At 42.0% G+C, this 17,714-nt stretch carries 11 protein-coding genes; 9 read left to right on the plus strand and 2 right to left on the minus strand.

All coding sequences use genetic code 11. From position 1 onward, the window contains the following. A partial coding sequence (locus tag MiAbW_RS13905; RefSeq protein ID WP_172967378.1) for a GDP-mannose 4,6-dehydratase occupies window positions 1-338 on the plus strand: 338 nt, incomplete at its 5' end. Window positions 339-350: 12 nt separating this feature from the next. Then, window positions 351-1,289, plus strand: a complete 939-nt coding sequence (locus tag MiAbW_RS13910; RefSeq protein WP_151696596.1) for a GDP-L-fucose synthase family protein — start codon at window positions 351-353, stop codon at window positions 1,287-1,289. A 53-nt stretch (window positions 1,290-1,342) separates the two neighbouring features. Here MiAbW_RS13910 and MiAbW_RS13915 read toward each other — a convergent pair whose 3' ends face one another. Then, window positions 1,343-2,020: a hypothetical protein gene (locus tag MiAbW_RS13915; protein ID WP_151696597.1), complete on the minus strand. Its 678-nt coding sequence runs from the start codon at window positions 2,018-2,020 to the stop codon at window positions 1,343-1,345. Window positions 2,021-2,445: 425 nt separating this feature from the next. On the opposite strand from MiAbW_RS13915, the gene MiAbW_RS13920 reads away from it, so the two are divergent. Together MiAbW_RS13920 and MiAbW_RS13930 are read left to right on the plus strand one after the other, a co-directional pair. Beyond that, entirely contained in the window at window positions 2,446-3,630 is a 1,185-nt protein-coding gene (locus MiAbW_RS13920) for an ATP-grasp domain-containing protein (RefSeq protein ID WP_151696598.1), read from the plus strand. 174 nt (window positions 3,631-3,804) lie between these two features. Beyond that, window positions 3,805-4,692 (plus strand): succinate--CoA ligase subunit alpha, encoded by an 888-nt coding sequence (locus MiAbW_RS13930; RefSeq protein WP_151696599.1) that lies wholly within the window; start codon window positions 3,805-3,807, stop codon window positions 4,690-4,692. Window positions 4,693-5,009: 317 nt separating this feature from the next. Here MiAbW_RS13930 and MiAbW_RS13935 read toward each other — a convergent pair whose 3' ends face one another. Further along, window positions 5,010-5,702, minus strand: a complete 693-nt coding sequence (locus MiAbW_RS13935; RefSeq protein ID WP_110546079.1) for a hypothetical protein — start codon at window positions 5,700-5,702, stop codon at window positions 5,010-5,012. A gap of 222 nt (window positions 5,703-5,924) precedes the next feature. Here MiAbW_RS13935 and MiAbW_RS13940 point away from each other — a divergent pair, with 222 nt between their 5' ends. From MiAbW_RS13940 to gltB, 5 genes are all read left to right on the plus strand, one after another. Further along, window positions 5,925-6,848 carry a glycosyltransferase family 2 protein gene (locus tag MiAbW_RS13940; RefSeq protein WP_151696600.1) on the plus strand — a complete coding sequence of 308 codons (924 nt, stop codon included), beginning with the start codon at window positions 5,925-5,927 and terminating at the stop codon, window positions 6,846-6,848. A gap of 53 nt (window positions 6,849-6,901) precedes the next feature. Continuing rightward, window positions 6,902-8,557 (plus strand): hypothetical protein, encoded by a 1,656-nt coding sequence (locus MiAbW_RS13945; protein WP_151696601.1) that lies wholly within the window; start codon window positions 6,902-6,904, stop codon window positions 8,555-8,557. A gap of 25 nt (window positions 8,558-8,582) precedes the next feature. Beyond that, complete coding sequence (locus tag MiAbW_RS13950; protein ID WP_151696602.1) at window positions 8,583-10,286, plus strand: hypothetical protein; 1,704 nt, start codon at window positions 8,583-8,585, stop codon at window positions 10,284-10,286. A 185-nt stretch (window positions 10,287-10,471) separates the two neighbouring features. Beyond that, a complete protein-coding gene (locus MiAbW_RS13955) occupies window positions 10,472-12,229 on the plus strand; it encodes a hypothetical protein (RefSeq protein WP_151696603.1) in 1,758 nt (585 codons plus the stop codon). 826 nt (window positions 12,230-13,055) lie between these two features. Next, window positions 13,056-17,660, plus strand: coding sequence for a glutamate synthase large subunit (gene gltB / locus MiAbW_RS13960; protein WP_151696604.1), 4,605 nt, complete (start codon window positions 13,056-13,058; stop codon window positions 17,658-17,660). The last annotated feature ends 54 nt before the right edge of the window (window positions 17,661-17,714 follow it).

Here is a 17,714-nt window from a genome sequence, read left to right on the forward strand (position 1 = left end):
AACCGGATGATTATGTGGTGGCGACAAATGAAACCTATTCTATCCGGGAGTTTCTCGATATTTCTTTCCAATACGTTAATTTAAATTGGCAGGATTATGTGGAGTTTGACGAACGTTATTTGCGTCCAGCGGAAGTAGATTTACTGATAGGAGATTCCACGAAAGCCAGAGAGAAATTAGGTTGGCAGCCGTCGGTGACATTCGAGGGACTGGTAAAATTAATGGTAGATGCGGATTTAGCGGCTTTGGGGATTAATCTTAATAACGGTGGTGATAGCCAACAGTTATTAAAAGATTTGGCTTATCTTCGCAATCGTTCGATGACAACTGTGGATTAAAGAGGTGAAAATATGCGGAATTTAAGCGAACAAAGAATCGTCGTCACCGGGGGGGCCGGATTTTTAGGTCGGCAAGTAGTTAATCAATTAATCGAAGCGGGGGCAAATCCCGAAAAAATTACAATTCCTCGGTCAAAGGATTGTGATTTAAGAGTTTGGGAAAACTGTCAACGTTTAGCCGACGAAGAAGATTTAATTATCCATTTGGCGGCCCATGTGGGAGGTATCGGTCTCAATCGGGAAAAACCCGCCGAATTATTCTATGATAATTTGATGATGGGAACCCAATTAATTCACGCTGCCTATCTAGCAGGAGTGCAAAAATTTGTCTGTGTGGGGACAATTTGTGCCTACCCAAAATTTACTCCAGTACCTTTCCGTGAAGACGATTTATGGTCAGGATATCCCGAAGAAACCAATGCGCCTTATGGTATCGCTAAAAAGGCTTTATTGGTACAATTAGAGTCCTATCGTTTACAGTATGGTTTCAACGGAATTTATCTTTTACCAGTGAATTTATACGGGCCGGAGGATAATTTTGATCCGGGTAGTTCCCATGTAATTCCTGCTTTAATTCGCAAGGTTTATGAGGCACAACAACGGGGAGATAAACAACTTCCTGTCTGGGGAGATGGTAGTCCAACCCGGGAGTTTCTCTACTCCACCGATGCAGCGCGAGGCATTGTCATGGCCAGTCAATTCTATAATGAATCAGACCCGGTTAATCTTGGTACAAATTATGAGATTTCTATCAAAGATTTAGTGGAATTAATCTGTGGTTTAATGGGTTTTGATGGCGAAATTGTTTGGGAAATAGATAAACCGAATGGTCAACCGCGGCGCTGTTTAGATACAACCCGCGCTGAGGAAAAATTCGGTTTTGTTGCCCAAATGGAATTTAAAGAAGGTTTGCGGAAAACCATTGAATGGTATCGGCAAAACGCCGCTTAGTCTCGATAGCTGGTGTGTTAGATTAATAACTAACACACCTAATTTTTTTAAGCTTACTGACCGGTAAAATCAGAACGAAGGGTTAATTTTAAATCTTCCTTGGGGTTAATTGACAATAATTCCACCGATTCTCCTCGTAATAACCAGCCGGCTAATACTTCTAATCCCCCTCCTCTTAATAATCCCTCGCTAACCGGTCGGTCAGAAGTAAAAGAAGCGAGGACAGAAGCGGCGGATTTTCCTAATACTGCACCCTGAATAATTTTATCGGGGTTAACTCCCTTAATTAGCCTTTCTATACGGGTGAAAACTGCCGAAATAGCATCAATAGATTTTTCTTGGGGTTGACGGGTTTTTAAAAAGATTTTTTGGGATAGAAAACGCGAACCTTGACCATCGGGTTTAATTTCTCCGATAATCTGACTACCATCGGGAATAATTGTCTGTCCCTGGTGATTTTTGATATTATCGGTGACGGTCAGGGATAAAGAAAAAGTTTCCTGTTTGGTTAAAAGAATTTTTTCTCCTTGCTCGTATTTTACAGGGATATCTGTCCCGGCCGGAATTAATCGATCATTCCCCAAAGGCATTGGTTTAATCGGGTTAATTGGGGCGAATTGACGTGCGATCGCAGGAGTCAAGGAAAGGAAGACCACAACGAAAGAAGCACTTAAAAGCATTGTTAATAGGGTCAGAGGATGATGACGACCCTGCTTTTGAAAATTTAGCATCTTACCCTTGAGTTTCCTAGTGGGAGCGAATTTAAAGATAGAGACGAAAGCGGGAAAAGGTTTGTTTCCAAGCAATAAAATGCGGGAAAAAGGATAGTTTTAGCAAAAAATAGCTGAGATTTCCGACTAATTGCCAGTTATTATTTTATTTGGTCTATTGAAACGCCAAAACTCTTGATTTGTCCGCAGTTCTTAGCTTGGCACGGTTAATGGGGAACAAGAACTATTTATGGAAAAATTATAGGTTAAATCCTATCAAAAAAAAATCACCCGATCGAATTAACTTTAAGTTTTGCGATCGAGTAAGCCAAAAACATTCTCCCTGATCACCCGCAAACCGGATGCTGTTGCTAAAATAATCTTCATGGTCCCCAAGCTACCGAAACGAGCAAAGAGAGAATCGCCACTTTATCAATTAATCAATTATGGATTTACTCGAATACCAGGCCAAGGAAATATTTGCTCAAGTCGGCATCCCCATTTTACCTTCCCAACCAATCCACGAACCGGGGGGACTAAAAAGATTAAACATTCCCTATCCTATCGTGCTGAAGTCCCAGGTACGAGCGGGAGGACGAGGAAAAGCAGGAGGGGTGAAATTTGTCGCTAATACCATCGATGCGATCGCTGCTGCCCATGCTATCTTTCATTTACCGATCGCCGGAGAATATCCAGAGGTAATCCTAGCAGAAGCCAGGTATAATCCGCAACAGGAGATATTTTTAGCGATTTTACTCGATTATCATCTGCAAAGACCGGTTTTACTGGGTGCGAGTCAAGGGGGGATGGATGTGGACAGTTTGCTGGCAACCATGCAAAAAGTGGTCATTGAAGAGAGATTTTCCCCCTATCTCTGTCGGCAATTAGCCGTATCTATGGGTTTAAGAGGGTCTTTGATCGAGTCTATCAGTCAAATTCTCGAAAAAATGTATAGTCTCTTTGTCAGCAAAGATCTCGATATTATCGAGATTAATCCCCTGGGTATCAACGAAGTTGGGGAAGTGATGGCCCTAGATGGCAAAATAACTGTTAATGATGCCGCTTTAGCTAGACATCTCGATCTTCTGGCCTTGGCCCCACCCCAATTACAATACCCTTGGTCGATAATTGATCAAACTGGCCGAATAGCGATGATCAGCAATGGCCAGGGTTTGATGTCCAGTATCTGGGATGTCTTAGCTGGCCAGGGGGCAAAACTAGCAGCATGGCTTATACTGGAGGAAAGACTAGAGTTAGAGCAATTAACCAAGCAAATAGAGGGTGGTCTGCAACAATTCCAACTATTACCTAATTTAAAAGTGGTTATCGTTGATATCGTCGGTTATCCCGACTTTGGCCAAAAAGCGATCGAGACTATTAGCAATTACTACCGCAGTTATAGCCAATTATCACCCGGCCAGGGCAGCGGCGAACGAACGATCCGGGCCACCCGACAGGAAAGACAAACCTTGGAACCCCGAACTTTTCTCAATCCCACCCCACCACAAATAATTTTTCGCGTCCTAGGTGACAACCAAGCGATCGATCTCAGTCAGAGTTTAGCTGATGTTAACTTTCATTGGTTAGAGTCTTTAGAAGAGGTGGTCACTGCAGCCATTAAATTAGCCTAGCAGGGGAATGGGAGAATGGGGAGACCACTTCGTGCGCGACGTTCGGCGAAGCTCAGTCGAGCCGTTGCGGGGGGGAATGGGGGAATTTCAACTGATACCCCAACACCCCAACACCCCAACACCCTAACAACCCAACACCCCAACACCCCAACACCTAACCCCAACACTTAATATATGAAATGGACAGATAAAGATCAGATAATTATGCAAGGGATCGATCGACCCCTGGGCAAATATTATGCGGCAAGATTGAAAACCCAGGGAACCTGTTTAGTAGCGGGGGTAGCTAGTGGCCAAGGTGGTGAGATAATCGCAGAGATACCAGTCTTTGATCTAGTGGCCGAGGCCGTTGCTGAAGCCGGAGAAATCAAAACCAGTTTAATTTTAGTCCCCCCCAATCAAGTCCTAGATGCGGCCTTAGAAGCGATCGCATCGGGTATTCCCCAATTAATTATCGTCACCCCCGCAGTTCCCCCCTTGGATCTGGTGGAATTATTAAAGATAGCTAGTACCACCGGGACATTAATTCTCGGACCCGGCAGCCAAGGTGTAATTATTCCCAATTATCTTTGGTTGGGTATTTGTGAACCAAGTTTTTATCAATTGGGGACAATCGGTCTGATTACGCGTGGCGATCGCATAGGGGATGAAGTGGCGAAAACTTTAACAGCAGCTGGGTATGGTGAATCTATGGCGGTAAATTTGGGTACTGATGGCATTATTGGCTCAAATTTGTCTCAATGGTTGCAGGTTTTTGAGGAAGATGAAAATACCGAGGCGATTCTCCTCGTCAGTCAGGTGGGAGGAAAGGCCGAAATCGAGGCAGCCAAATATATTGCCTCGGCGATCGAAAAACCGGTGATTGCCTATCTTGTGGGGTTAAATGCAGCGATTGAAACCAATTTCGGCGATACAGAAACAATTATTTCTAACCAACTTTCCTACTCTGTTGCCGCTAAGAATACCAGAAAAGATAGCTTACGTCATTTTCAAGAAGCTGGGGTGACAGTGGTGGAAAAATTGGCCGATTTACCCGCCTGTTTAGGGAAAGTCTTGTCCTGAATTTGTCCCCATTGCCTCAATAGTAAGCCGTTGACTACCTAAATTACTCGTTAAGACTGCACTGGAGTTGGGGGCACTGGAACTATCGAGGATATGGTTATATATTTTTCAGCTTACTAGCCGCCCTCTTTTCCTTCCCTCCTTATCCCGAACTGACGTTAATCATTAATCAGTAATCAGTGGCAAGAAAGAAGATCAAAGGGCAGGTCTAACTCTGCCCTTTATTATCGGAAAAAGTCCCTTCTTTTCGTCTTTTTTTGATAACTTATTTTCTGTTTGTGGCCAGGAATAGATTTGTGGTTTTAGGACTGAGAGCCTTAGTTAACTAAAACGCAGAGATTAGACACTAAGCCCAGAAATTTCGGCTTATACCAGTGGAGAGTAACTTTTAAACCATTAATTCGGGCAGCTTGTTCAATAATACGGGCAAATTCATCTTCCGCAAGCAAGCGCAGATTTTTTTCACTAGCCCAAAACTTCATCCCAATTAAGTTTAAGACAGAGCGATGCCAACTTCTCGGCAGCCAGTGCAAGAGGGGCAAGCGCGTATGAAATTCTAGCCAGTGGTAGCGATTAGGAGTGGTGATAAATAAGCGGGGACATAATCGCAGCAGGCTGCTGACGTATTCAATCTGCGATTGTTCATTGCCGACGTGTTCGATAACCGCCGATGAGATGATATAGTCAATTCCTTCTACTTGGGAAGGTGTGGGAGGCCAATCAAGGACAACTAATCCGGGAAAAACTGCCGCTAAATGGCTAATTTCTTCGGGAGAGCAGGCACAAACCCTAGCATCGTCTTCCAACAACCAGCGAATCAAGCAATTACTCGCTTGTCTGGTGGTTTCCGGTGTAGAACCATGGTCTAAAAATTTTTTTCCCCTCACACCATCCACGGCATTCTCTAAAAAATCATACATTTTGCGGCGCATTTGCAGGGTGGTCTTGCCGTGAAGTTTCGCCAGGGGGCGGTTTTTGCCAAAATAATCGATGCCTAATTTTTCTACCATAAATCTATTCCCTAATTTTTTCTGAAAGACTTGACAACTGTTCAATATACACTTATATACTAACTAGGGAGAAAAAGTTCGTGCGGTTGAGGAAAAAATTTTCTTAACCTTGCTCGCCTATAGCCATTGACTAAATATGGTTATGGTTAACCCCGACGAGGCTATCTCTGAAAAAACCAATCATAATCAGAGGTTCAACCAATAACAATCCACCTGGAAATAATGGAAAGCAGTGCAAAATTGGAGAGTCAATTATCGTCAAGTTCAGCAAGAAAGGAGAACAATGCCGCTTTTTCTATTGTCATTCCCGTCTATAATGAGGAAAAGGGTATTACTCCGACTTTAGAACTTCTCCAAGAACAACTAAAACTCTCTAATTGTACCTATGAGATTGTGGTGGTTAATGATGGTTCTAAGGATCGAACGGGTGAAATCCTGCGAGAACTTCAGGAATTGATGACATTTAGGGTAATCGAACATCCCAGAAATCGTGGCTATGGTGCGGCACTGAAAACGGGAATTAGACAGGCTAAATATGGGGCAATCGTGATTACGGATGGGGATGGAACCTATCCTAACGAAAGAATTCCCCAATTAGTTGCCCTGCTAGAAAATGCTGATATGGTGGTAGGAGCGCGTACTGGGGCCAATGTCAGTTATCCAACAATTCGCAAAATTCCTAAGTGGTTTCTTGTCCGTTTTGCCGAATGGATTAGCAATAGTCGCATTCCAGATCTTAATAGTGGCTTACGGGTTTTTCGTAAGAGCGTAGTCGAGAGATTTTTTAATATCTTACCCGATACTTTTAGTTTTACCACTACGATTACCCTAGCCATGTTGACTAATGGTTATTTAGTCCATTATGAACCGATTGACTATTTTGCTCGCCAGGGCAACAGTAAAATTAAACCTATACGCGATACTTTGCGCTTTGTCCAGTTAATCCTCCGGGTGGGAATGTATTTTGCACCGCTTCGAGTTTTTCTACCGATTGCTGGCTTGTTTTTTCTGGCATTTTTATTTACTTTTATTCAAGATATTTTTGTTCGCGAAAATCTTACCGAAAGGAGTCTCTTGCTCTTGATAGCAGCAACACAAACGGGAATGTTTGCTCTTTTAGCAGACATGATTGATAAACGAACTTGATAATAAATATCGGTATAACTAGCATTTTTTGCGACAATTTGGAGAGGTATAAAATGAGCTATTGGTTAAGTACAAAAACTATGATAAGTAAAGGTACAGTAGAAATTAAGCGTCAAGTCGTGTCGAAAATTTTCCCAATTATTTTGACTTTAATTTGTTTAATTAAACTATTCTTAATCAGAACCAGTGAAATAGTGGCTTCTCCCAGTGATCCCCAGAATTATCTAAGTCGTGCGGAAAGAGCGGTTTGGTTTTCCGATGGTATCGGTATATTAAATTTAGGCCATCCCCCAGGTTATTCCTTATTGGTTTGGTTAGTCAGTTTTACAGGGATACCTTTGCGAATATTTCACGAACTATTTTACATTTTTTCAGTGTTTTTATTGATTTATTCTATTCGCTTACTAAAAGTACCGAAAATTGTCTGTGTTTTAATTTTTTCTCTACTAATTTTCTATCCCCTGACGTTCAGATTTTTTAATGATGCGAGAAGCGAAGCAATAACGGTTTCATTGTTTAATATATTGATTGCGTTGATCTTATTTTTGTTGTTTAAGAAAAAAATATCAGAAAAAATTATTTATTCCTGTTTGGCTGGATTAACCCTCGGATTTATCGGCATTACTCGACCAGAAAAAGGAATTGAATACATCTATATTTTAAGTTTAATTCTAATTATGTTTTTAACCAAGCCTCAGTGGAAATTAAGAGAAAAAATCCAACAGTCTTGTTTTTTAGTATTTTTACCTCTGTTAGTCTTCATTATGGTAAATTTTGCCATAGTCTCACTTAACTCAATTTTCTTGGGTGTGCCGGGGGTAAGTTTGTGGAATGCACCTAGTTTTAAGGGTATGTACACAGGATTAATGAAAATAGATGCTGGTACTCCAGTCAGACAGGTTCCTATTAATCCAGCACAGTTAGAAGCAGCTTATCAAGTTAGTCCCACCTTCAAAACCCTAGAACCTTTCCTTCCTAAAGAAGAAATTCGCAGTAAATTTACAGTCTGGCTGTTAGCAGATGCTGTGGGTGATAGCATCAACCCTGTTAACCCTAGGTCGGTAACTACTCGGCAAGTTTATAAAAAATTTACCGAGATAAATCAAGAATTAAAAACTGCTTTTCGTAATCGTCTTTTACCAACAAAAGCTTTTGGTTTTAGCTATATAGATCCTAATTTTGGGATTTGGTTGCCTCACCTTAAGGAATCTTCTATAAAGGTTATCACTAAGTTTCTCTATCCTCCCTTTTCAGAAGTAGAAAAAATTTTTCTTGTGGACGATCCCAGGTCAAGTATTACCCTCTTTAATAAGGTAGCTAATCTTCGTGCAGCTTGGACGGGAAAAGAACGGACTAGTAGAATAAGATTACTGCTAGTTAAAGTGATAACTAGAGCTATTCATATCATCAATACCATCGGGATAATTTCTATAGTATTCTTACTGATATACTATTTTTATAGTAAACCTAAATCGCCCTTATTATCTAATTATGTATTTATTCTCTTGTTTATTATTGTGATTAATTTCCTTCGCTTGCTTTTATATTCTTTAGTGGATGCAAGTTTACTGTTGGTGCATATGCGCTATTCTTTCCCGGGTATGCCTTTATTTTCTGCCTTTTCCCTACTAAACATTTTTGTTGTTGTTAATTTATTATGGAAAAAGAAAGATAGAGAAAACCAAATTAGTTTCTGCACAGTAGTTTAACAGAAAAAATTAATGGTATTCAATCATGAAAAATAAGATAGCAAAATTAATTACAAATCCTTCGCTGATCTATTGGGTTTACGCAGTTTCTGTATTTTTATACTTTCAAACAAAAGATCGTTTCGATCTATGGGTGGCTACTGATTCACCTGGTTATGTCAATTTTAGTTTTAATTCTCTGAGTGCCATAATTTCCCAACAAAGAACCTTTTTTTATCCACTATTTCTCAATTTAGTCAAAGTAATCTCCCCAGATTTTCATCTGCTACCAGCTGCTCAGTTTGTTGTGTATGCCTTAGCGGTATTTGTTTTTTTTAGAGGTCTAAGGATAGCAAACTTTTCCAAAATTCAAGCCCTTGTCACTGCTTTGCCTCTGCTACATACCCAAATTCTTTGGAGACTTGTTCCGGCGCAATTGCCAGAGATTTTATCGGTATCTATGGCTATCCTAACCATAGCTTTTATGTTTATGTTTGTTAAACAAACCTATAACCCTTTTCTCCTAATTACTCTGTCGTTGAGCTTATTCCTAACCTATCAAACTCGACCTTCCTTTTTGTTTCTCATCCCTCTAGTACCTCTGCTTACTTTTGTTCTAGTATTCTTTTTTAATTATCACCATAGAGTAAGAAATAACTTTTACAGAAACATATTAATCAAGGTTGTAATTGCCTGTTTTATTCCTTATTTGTTATTTAATATTCTCCGCACTTCTTTAGTCAATACATCAGGAGTTGTTTCTTTTTCTGGATATAGTCTGAGTGGCATTACCACCCAAATGTTGACAGCTGATATAATCCCAGAATTACCTGTTGAACAGCAACAATTAGCCCAGGCGATTGTGGATTGGCGTGAGCAATTAAAAAATATGAGTCCTGAAGAATTATCTCAAGCTATAGATGAACAATTCAACCATGAAAATATGACACCATGTCTTATTCCTGCCTCTAAAGCTACCTACACTCAATGGTACTACTGCTTCGGATTTAATAGTTGGAGAACTGCCATTAAAGTAGCTAACAATCTGTACGGAGACAATCCCGTCCTTGTTAATGACTCTCTAAAAGATTTATCTTTATCGATTATAAAAATTCAACCTCGTCTCTATTTTAAATGGATATATAACGGACTAAAATTAGCTTTGAAGAGATTGACGTATCCAGAAGTTGGGGGCGTAGAAAAAAGTCTTACAGAAGATGTATTTTTAAGTTATATCGCTAAAGTTATTACTTTTGTTCTAGTCTTACTATGTTTATTATTTTTACTTAAAATTATCGGTATTACTTACTTAGAGAAACCAGCTTTTCTGGAATCACCAACTTCCTTTTTAGCAATTATTAGTTCATCTCTGTTGATTGTTTATGGTCTATTGTTGCGGTGGGGATTTGATTTCTCCGATTTCTTGATAATTATTTTGTGGTATAATTTCTTAGTAATAATCGCTGCTATAGTTATTTTTGTGTTGATTAGAATTATCGGTATTTTCAAATTTAGTTCAAGTGATCTTAAGTTTTTCTTGCCCATACCTACCGAGCTATCTGCTATAACTATGACAGGAATACTTTTCTTTTTAGGAGGGACTTTTTTAACTATTTTAGTAGCACGACCTATACCACGATATACCCAAGCTTATTCAGTTTTTTTGCCTAGCATTTTGTCGCTTACTACCCTAATTTTAGTGACTTTCACTGCTAAAAAAGTCTTTAATATTTTTGCGAAAAAAACTTGATTATAATTACCATATCTTGAAATTTTGCCAGCTTAAATATAAACTCATTAACAGGCAAACTAAGGTTTTAACTCAATTAGGAAAGACTAAAATTTCAACAAATATATTTCTTGGAAAATGATACCCATCAAAATCTCCCTTTGTTTTAGAGAATTTTAACCTGTTATCCCAATCTAAAAAACATCATGCTAATTTCTTTTATCCATAGATGGTTAACTGCTCCCACCGAAAAATTCTTCAGTGCCAGAAACTTATTTTGGTTCAGTTTAAGTTTAATTTTTGGGGCGATTTTTGGAGTTATGGCTTTACGAGAAGCTTTTAGCCAAAATTATGTCGTTCAAGATGATGTTCGACAACATATTACTTGGCTTTTTCGTTTTTGGGATGAGGAGCTATTTCGGGGTGATTTTATTGCTGATTATTATCTTTCTTCACTACCATTCGGTTACACGACTCTCTATCAATTATTAGCCAAAGTTGGTATTGACCCGATTCTAGCGAGTAAACTCTTGCCCATCATTCTAGGTGTATTAACCTCTGTTTATAGTTTCCTCCTGGCACTAGAAATTTTACCAGTGCCAACAGTTGGTTTTTTGTCCACGGTTCTAATTAATTATATGCAGTGGAATACACCTATTTTAGTTAGTGCTACTCCTAGAGCATTTTCCGCTCTCTTTTTCTTAGCATTTTTGTATTATTTACTGCGACGTTCTCTTTGGCCTTGTTTAGCAGCTATCTTTCTGCAGGGGTTATTTTATCCTCCTTATGTCCTGATCATCGCTGGTATTTTAGCCTTACGCGCATTACGTTGGCAACGAGGTTGGCCAACTCTATCCTTAGATCCTAATAATTATTGGCTATGCGGCACTGAACTGATAGTCGCTATTCTGGTGTTATTGCCCTATGTCTTGAGTCCCTCGGAATACGGACCAACAGTGACCCATGCTCAAGCTAAAACAATGATTGAATTCCAACCTGGGGGACGAACGGCTTTTTTTGGCAATAGTTTTCAGAATTATTGGTTTTTCAAAGGCAAACGGAGCAGTTTACAACTTCAGCAAATTTTTAATCCACCCATAATCTGGTTAGGGTTGTTTTTGCCAATACTCATGAACTTTCCTGCTCGCTTCCCCCTGGCTAAACGAGTTAATTCAGGAGTGAATATCCTCACCCAAATGATAGTGGTTTCTCTCGGTCTATTTTTTGCCGCCCATGCTATACTTTTTAAACTTTATCTTCCCAATCGATACGCTCAAGGCCTAGACTTCGTCTTACGACTAGCAACCGCAATCGCTATAGTCATAATTTTAGATGCACTTTTCTTGCAATTACAATATTGGTTTGCCGATAGTAAAAATTCTGGCTCTCAATTGAGTTCTCAAAGGCGATTATTTGTACAGCTGGTGGCGGTAATTCTGGCGGCGACGGTTCTAACCTACCCTAGTTTTTTATTAGTTCCCAAAAACTGGTATGTTTATGGCGACGAACCTCAATTATACGACTTCTTAACTAGGCAGCCTAAAGACTCACTAACCGCTTCTTTAGCCCACGAAGCCTCCAACTTACCCAGTTTTACTCAACGTTCAGTTCTCGTCGCCCCAGAATTCGCCCTTCCCTATGAGTTAGGCTATTATAATCGGTTTCGTTCACAAGCGATCGATTTGATAGACGCTCAATATAATGAAAATTTGGAAACCATCAAAACTTTTATTAATAAGTATGGAGTAGATTTTTGGTTATTAGAGCGAGACTCTTTTAGTCCTGACTATATACGAAGAAATGCTTGGTTGAATCCGTTTCAGCCTGCCACCGAAGAAGCTTTACGAAAGTTAGAACAAGGTTCTGTTCCTGTCCTTACTAATCTCAAGGAACAATGCACGGTTTTTGAGAGCGAAAAATTGCTGTTATTGGAAGCAAAATGTATTCTTCAATCTTCTTTATGATTCAAGACTATTGCGTTCTAGATGCTATTATATCTATTGAAGTAAAGGCCAATCAAATAAATGACTGAAGTAGCTATTACAGCGTTTCTCAGATTGTGCCTCACCTTGACGAGAAGGGCTGTATAAGGAGTGCAAGATTACAGGCGAAACAGTTAGGATTGTCCTTATTTATAGTGGATATTACTTGTCACAATCGCCCTTTGTTTTAGAGAATTTTAACCTGTTATCCCAATCTAAAAAACATCATGCTAATTTCTTTTATCCATAGATGGTTAACTGCTCCCACCGAAAAATTCTTCAGTTCCAGAAATTCCTGCAGGAATTTCTCCAGGAAGTATTACCAGAGTTAGAGGTGTAAGTTGGTCGTGGTTACAAAATTACGTCAACGTCTCGACTTCGCTCGACGTTGACCCATCCCGAAGCCGAAGGGTCAACAATAAATTGGTGGCTGTCCCCCGTTAAGTAAAGGTTTGTTGAAAAATCAAAAGGCCAATTAGTTATAGAGTGTGATCAAATGTGGTCTTTGGTTTATTGTAAGAAGATAAAGGTATATATTTGGCTGGCAATTGATAGAACAGGGAAATTCAGATGTTTAACCCCCATCTTATCCAGGGGATTTTCAATGACAATTCCTGAGAGCTACTATATCATGGTAGATCACCTGTGATTCCTCAGACTGGCCAAGATAAAGATGGCAACAGGCAAAAATTAGGAAAAATCAGCGACAATCGAAACGGCAAGATCAAAAAAAATTCTATTCTAGATTGACCTTATCAGCAGACTAACTATCCCACCCTTCTAGACAACGACCCTAAGGATAACTTCTATGGCGCAACAAAATAACCTAAAAACCGACAATATACACCAAATCGATCCCTATTGGGGTCCCCGATGGCTCGTAGAGGAACGGGACGCTTGCGGAGTCGGTTTTATTGCCGATGTGCGCGGTTCTGGCAGCCATCAACTGATTGAACAGGCCCTTTTAGCCTTAGGTTGTTTGGAACACCGGGGAGGCTGCAGCGCCGATCAGGATTCCGGTGACGGTTCCGGTATGATGACCGCTATCCCCAGAGATGTCCTCGCTCCTTGGTTCGCCGAAAATGGCTTAAATATGCCAGAATCTGAGCACCTAGGGGTGGGTATGGTCTTTCTTCCCCAAGCGAACCTGGAACGATCCGAAGCCAAAGCACACATTGAGGAAATTGTCAATAAATATAATATTAAGATTTTAGGTTGGCGTGCTGTTCCCGTCCGTCCCGAAGTCCTCGGCAGACAAGCAAGGGAAAATCAACCCTACGTCGAGCAAATTCTGGTTACTTCCCCCGATTTAGCTGGTTCTCAATTCGATCGCCTACTCTATATTGCCCGTTCTGAAGTCGGTAAGCAACTGGCCGATGATTTCTATTTCTGTTCCTTTTCCTGTCGCACCATTGTCTATAAAGGCATGGTAAGGGGCGAAATCCTGCGAGAGTTCTATCTAGACCTGCAAAATCCCGCCTATAGCAGTCAATTTGCTATTTATCACCGACGTTTTAGCACCAATACCCAACCAAAATGGCCCCTCGCTCAACCGATGCGCTTATTGGGTCATAACGGCGAAATTAACACCCTTTTGGGCAATATTAACTGGATGTCGGCCCGGGAACCCGCTTTAGAAACCCAAGGTTGGACCCACGAAGAGTTACAATCCCTGACTCCCATTGTTAACCCCGCTAACAGCGACTCCTATAACCTCGATAGCGCCCTAGAATTATTGGTCAGAACCGGTCGCAGTCCCCTAGAAGCGGCTATGATCCTAGTGCCAGAGGCCTACAATAATCAGCCTGATTTAGAGGATTATCCCGAAATTATCGACTTTTACGAATACTATAGCGGTTTACAGGAACCCTGGGACGGTCCAGCTTTACTGGTATTCAGTGACGGGGGAATCGTCGGTGCTTGTTTGGATCGCAACGGTTTACGGCCGGCCCGTTATAGCATTACTAACAACGGTTATATCGTCGTTTCCTCGGAAGCGGGAACTATTCCCCTCGATGAAACCACCATTATCGAAAAAGGTCGTCTCGGCCCCGGTCAAATGATCGCAGTTGACCTAGAAAAAGGCGAAATTAAGCGTAATTGGCAGATAAAACAGGAAATTGCCCGATCTAATCCCTACGGTGAATGGGTGCAATCCCAACGCACCTTTATTGATAAAGAAACAGCGATCAATATTCCCGCTCCTAGTCATCTCCTTCCTCTGCAAACCGCTTTCGGTTATACTGCCGAAGATGTGGATATGATTATCGTCCCCATGGCAGAACAGGGAAAAGAACCGACTTTCTGTATGGGTGATGACACTCCCCTAGCAGTCCTCTCCAGTAAACCTCATCTTCTCTACGATTACTTTAAACAACGTTTTGCCCAAGTTACTAACCCTCCCATCGATCCTTTACGGGAAAGTTTAGTCATGTCCCTGACTATGTATCTGGGACGACGGGGCAATATCCTGAAATTGGGGGTTGATGACGCACATTTACTGAAATTAGACTCTCCCTTGCTCAATAATGCGGAATTAGCCAAGGTTAAAACCTCTAGCTACAAAACAGCCGAACTTTCTACCCTTTATGATCTGACCACCGGACCGGGGGGATTAGAAACCGCGATCGCTAATTTGTGCGCTGAGGCCGCCAAGAAAGTAGCATCGGGAGCGGAAATTTTAATTCTCAGTGACAGAACTGCTCCTATTGACGAAAAAACTAGCTATATTCCCCCTTTATTGGCCGTTGGTGCCGTCCATCATCACCTGATTCGCTCTCACTTGCGTTTAAAAGCTTCGATCGTTATCGACACAGCCCAATGTTGGAGTACCCATCACTTCGCTTGTCTAATTGGTTATGGCGCTTCCGCAGTTTGTCCCTATCTGGCCCTAGAAACGATCGCCCAGTGGTGGATCGAGCCAAAAACTCAGAAATTGATGGAAAATGGCAAATTAGAAGCTATTAGCCTCGAAAAAGCCCTAATTAATTACCGCAAATCCGTAGAAGCAGGATTGCTGAAAATCCTCTCGAAAATGGGTATTTCTCTCCTATCTTCCTACCATGGGGCGCAAATTTTCGAGGCCATCGGTCTGTCGGCAGATTTAGTTAAACTAGCTTTTAACGGCACTACCAGTCGCGTTGGGGGTTTAAGCATTGCTGAAGTGGCCCAAGAAGCGATCGCATTCCACCGTCAAGCTTTCCCCAATCTTACCGCTAGAAAACTAGAAAACTACGGTTTTGTCAACTACCGTCCGGGGGGAGAATACCACATGAATTCCCCAGAAATGGCGAAAGCACTCCATAAAGCCGTGGCCGCTCACTCCCAAGGTCAAGGATATGACCATTACGAAACCTATCGCCAAATCTTGCAGCAAAGACCCGCTACTGCGTTACGGGATCTATTAGAATTTAACAGCGATCGAGCCTCAATTGCCATCGAAGAAGTAGAATCGATCGAAAGTATCCTGCAACGCTTCTGCACAGGGGGAATGTCCCTCGGTGCCTTGGGACGGGAAGCACACGAAACCCTAGCGATCGCCATGAATCGCATCGGAGGTAAGTCCAATTCCGGAGAAGGGGGAGAAGATCCGATCCGCTACACCAGCTTAAGCGATGTGGATGCCGAGGGACATTCCGTGACCATGCCCCACCTAAACGGCTTAAAAAACGGTGATACGGCCAATTCTGCCATTAAACAGATAGCTTCGGGACGTTTTGGAGTCACTCCCGAATACTTAATGAGTGGAAAACAGCTAGAGATTAAAATGGCCCAAGGAGCAAAACCGGGAGAAGGAGGTCAATTACCTGGGAAAAAAGTCAGTCCCTATATTGCCATGTTACGGCGCTCGAAACCGGGTGTTACCTTGATTTCTCCCCCTCCTCACCACGACATCTACTCGATCGAAGATTTAGCGCAATTAATCTACGATTTACACCAAATTAACCCCCGGGCTAAAGTTTCTGTCAAATTAGTGGCCGAGATCGGTATCGGCACAATTGCGGCCGGAGTTGCCAAAGCTAACGCTGATATTATCCAGATTTCCGGCCACGATGGTGGTACAGGTGCATCACCCCTAAGTTCGATCAAACACGCGGGTAGTCCCTGGGAATTGGGAGTAACGGAAGTGCATCGGATGTTAATGGAAAATCAACTGCGTCATCGGGTGATTTTGCGTGCGGATGGGGGACTGAAAACCGGTTGGGATATCCTCATGGCTGCCGTGATGGGTGCGGAGGAATTCGGTTTTGGCTCCATTTCCATGATTGCCGAGGGGTGTATCATGGCCCGCGTCTGTCACACGAATAATTGCCCTGTGGGAGTCGCTACCCAGCAGGAACGTCTCCGCACTCGTTTTCCAGGAATTCCCGCTCATGTGGTCAATTTCTTTACTTTGGTGGCTGAGGAAACGCGGCAATTATTGGCGAAATTAGGCTATCACAGTTTAAATGAGGTGATTGGCCGGGCAGATCTGTTAAAAGTGCGCTCCGATGCTCGTTTAACTAAGACAGAATCCCTCAATCTCGATTGTTTGTTGAATTTACCCGATGGCCGCAGCGATCGCTCTTGGTTGCAGCACGAGGAAGTACATAGTAACGGTGCTGTTCTCGATGACGATATTCTAGCCGATAGCGAGATTAAACAAGCGATCGAGCAACAGGAAACCGTCAGCAAAACCTACAGGATTGTCAATACTGATCGCTCTGTCGGAGCGAGAATTGCGGGGGTAATTGCCCAAAAATACGGGAATGACGGCTTTGAAGGCGAAATTAAGCTCAATTTCCAGGGTGCGGCTGGTCAAAGTTTCGGAGCCTTTAATTTACCCGGTGTCAATCTCCATTTAGAGGGAGAAGCTAACGATTATGTGGGTAAAGGTATCTACGGCGGCGAAATTGTCATTGTACCGCCCCAAAACGCCAATTATCAGCCCGAAGATAACGCTATTATCGGTAATACCTGTCTCTACGGGTCTACCGGTGGGGTATTATACGCCAATGGTCGCGCTGGTGAACGCTTTGCTGTCCGCAATTCCACCGGGAAAGCGGTTATCGAAGGAGCCGGGGATCACCTCTGTGAATATATGACTGGGGGGGTAATTGTCGTGCTTGGTTCCGTCGGTCGCAACGTCGGCGCCGGGATGACGGGAGGATTAGCTTATATCCTTGATCCGTCCCTACCGGAGAAACTTAACCCCGAAATTGTCAAGATTCAACGGGTTGGCACGGCTGCCGGTGCGGAACAGTTAAAATCTTTAATTGAGTCCCATGTAGAACGCACTAATAGCCCCAAAGGTAAGTTAATTTTAGCTAATTGGGATAGCTATCTCGGTCAATTCTGGCAAGTAGTCCCTCCCTCGGAAGCGGATAGTCCCGAAGCGCAAATTAGCGCGGAGAAAACCTTAACTTCGGTATAATTTCTTTGGGGTGCGTTACTCTTGGTTAACGCACCCATTGATTAATTTCTTTGG

It is taken from the genome of Microcystis aeruginosa NIES-4325 (genome assembly GCF_008974145.1).
GTDB lineage: Bacteria > Cyanobacteriota > Cyanobacteriia > Cyanobacteriales > Microcystaceae > Microcystis > Microcystis aeruginosa_G.

Coding starts and splice junctions, on each gene's coding strand:
- MiAbW_RS13955 (WP_151696603.1), top strand. CDS start 10,472: ATGCTAATTTCTTTTATCCATAGATGGTTAACTGCTCCCACCGAAAAA.
- gltB (WP_151696604.1), top strand. CDS start 13,056: ATGGCGCAACAAAATAACCTAAAAACCGACAATATACACCAAATCGAT.
- MiAbW_RS13930 (WP_151696599.1), top strand. CDS start 3,805: ATGAAATGGACAGATAAAGATCAGATAATTATGCAAGGGATCGATCGA.
- MiAbW_RS13910 (WP_151696596.1), top strand. CDS start 351: ATGCGGAATTTAAGCGAACAAAGAATCGTCGTCACCGGGGGGGCCGGA.
- MiAbW_RS13935 (WP_110546079.1), bottom strand. CDS start 5,702: ATGGTAGAAAAATTAGGCATCGATTATTTTGGCAAAAACCGCCCCCTG.
- MiAbW_RS13950 (WP_151696602.1), top strand. CDS start 8,583: ATGAAAAATAAGATAGCAAAATTAATTACAAATCCTTCGCTGATCTAT.
- MiAbW_RS13940 (WP_151696600.1), top strand. CDS start 5,925: ATGGAAAGCAGTGCAAAATTGGAGAGTCAATTATCGTCAAGTTCAGCA.
- MiAbW_RS13915 (WP_151696597.1), bottom strand. CDS start 2,020: ATGCTAAATTTTCAAAAGCAGGGTCGTCATCATCCTCTGACCCTATTA.
- MiAbW_RS13920 (WP_151696598.1), top strand. CDS start 2,446: ATGGATTTACTCGAATACCAGGCCAAGGAAATATTTGCTCAAGTCGGC.
- MiAbW_RS13945 (WP_151696601.1), top strand. CDS start 6,902: ATGAGCTATTGGTTAAGTACAAAAACTATGATAAGTAAAGGTACAGTA.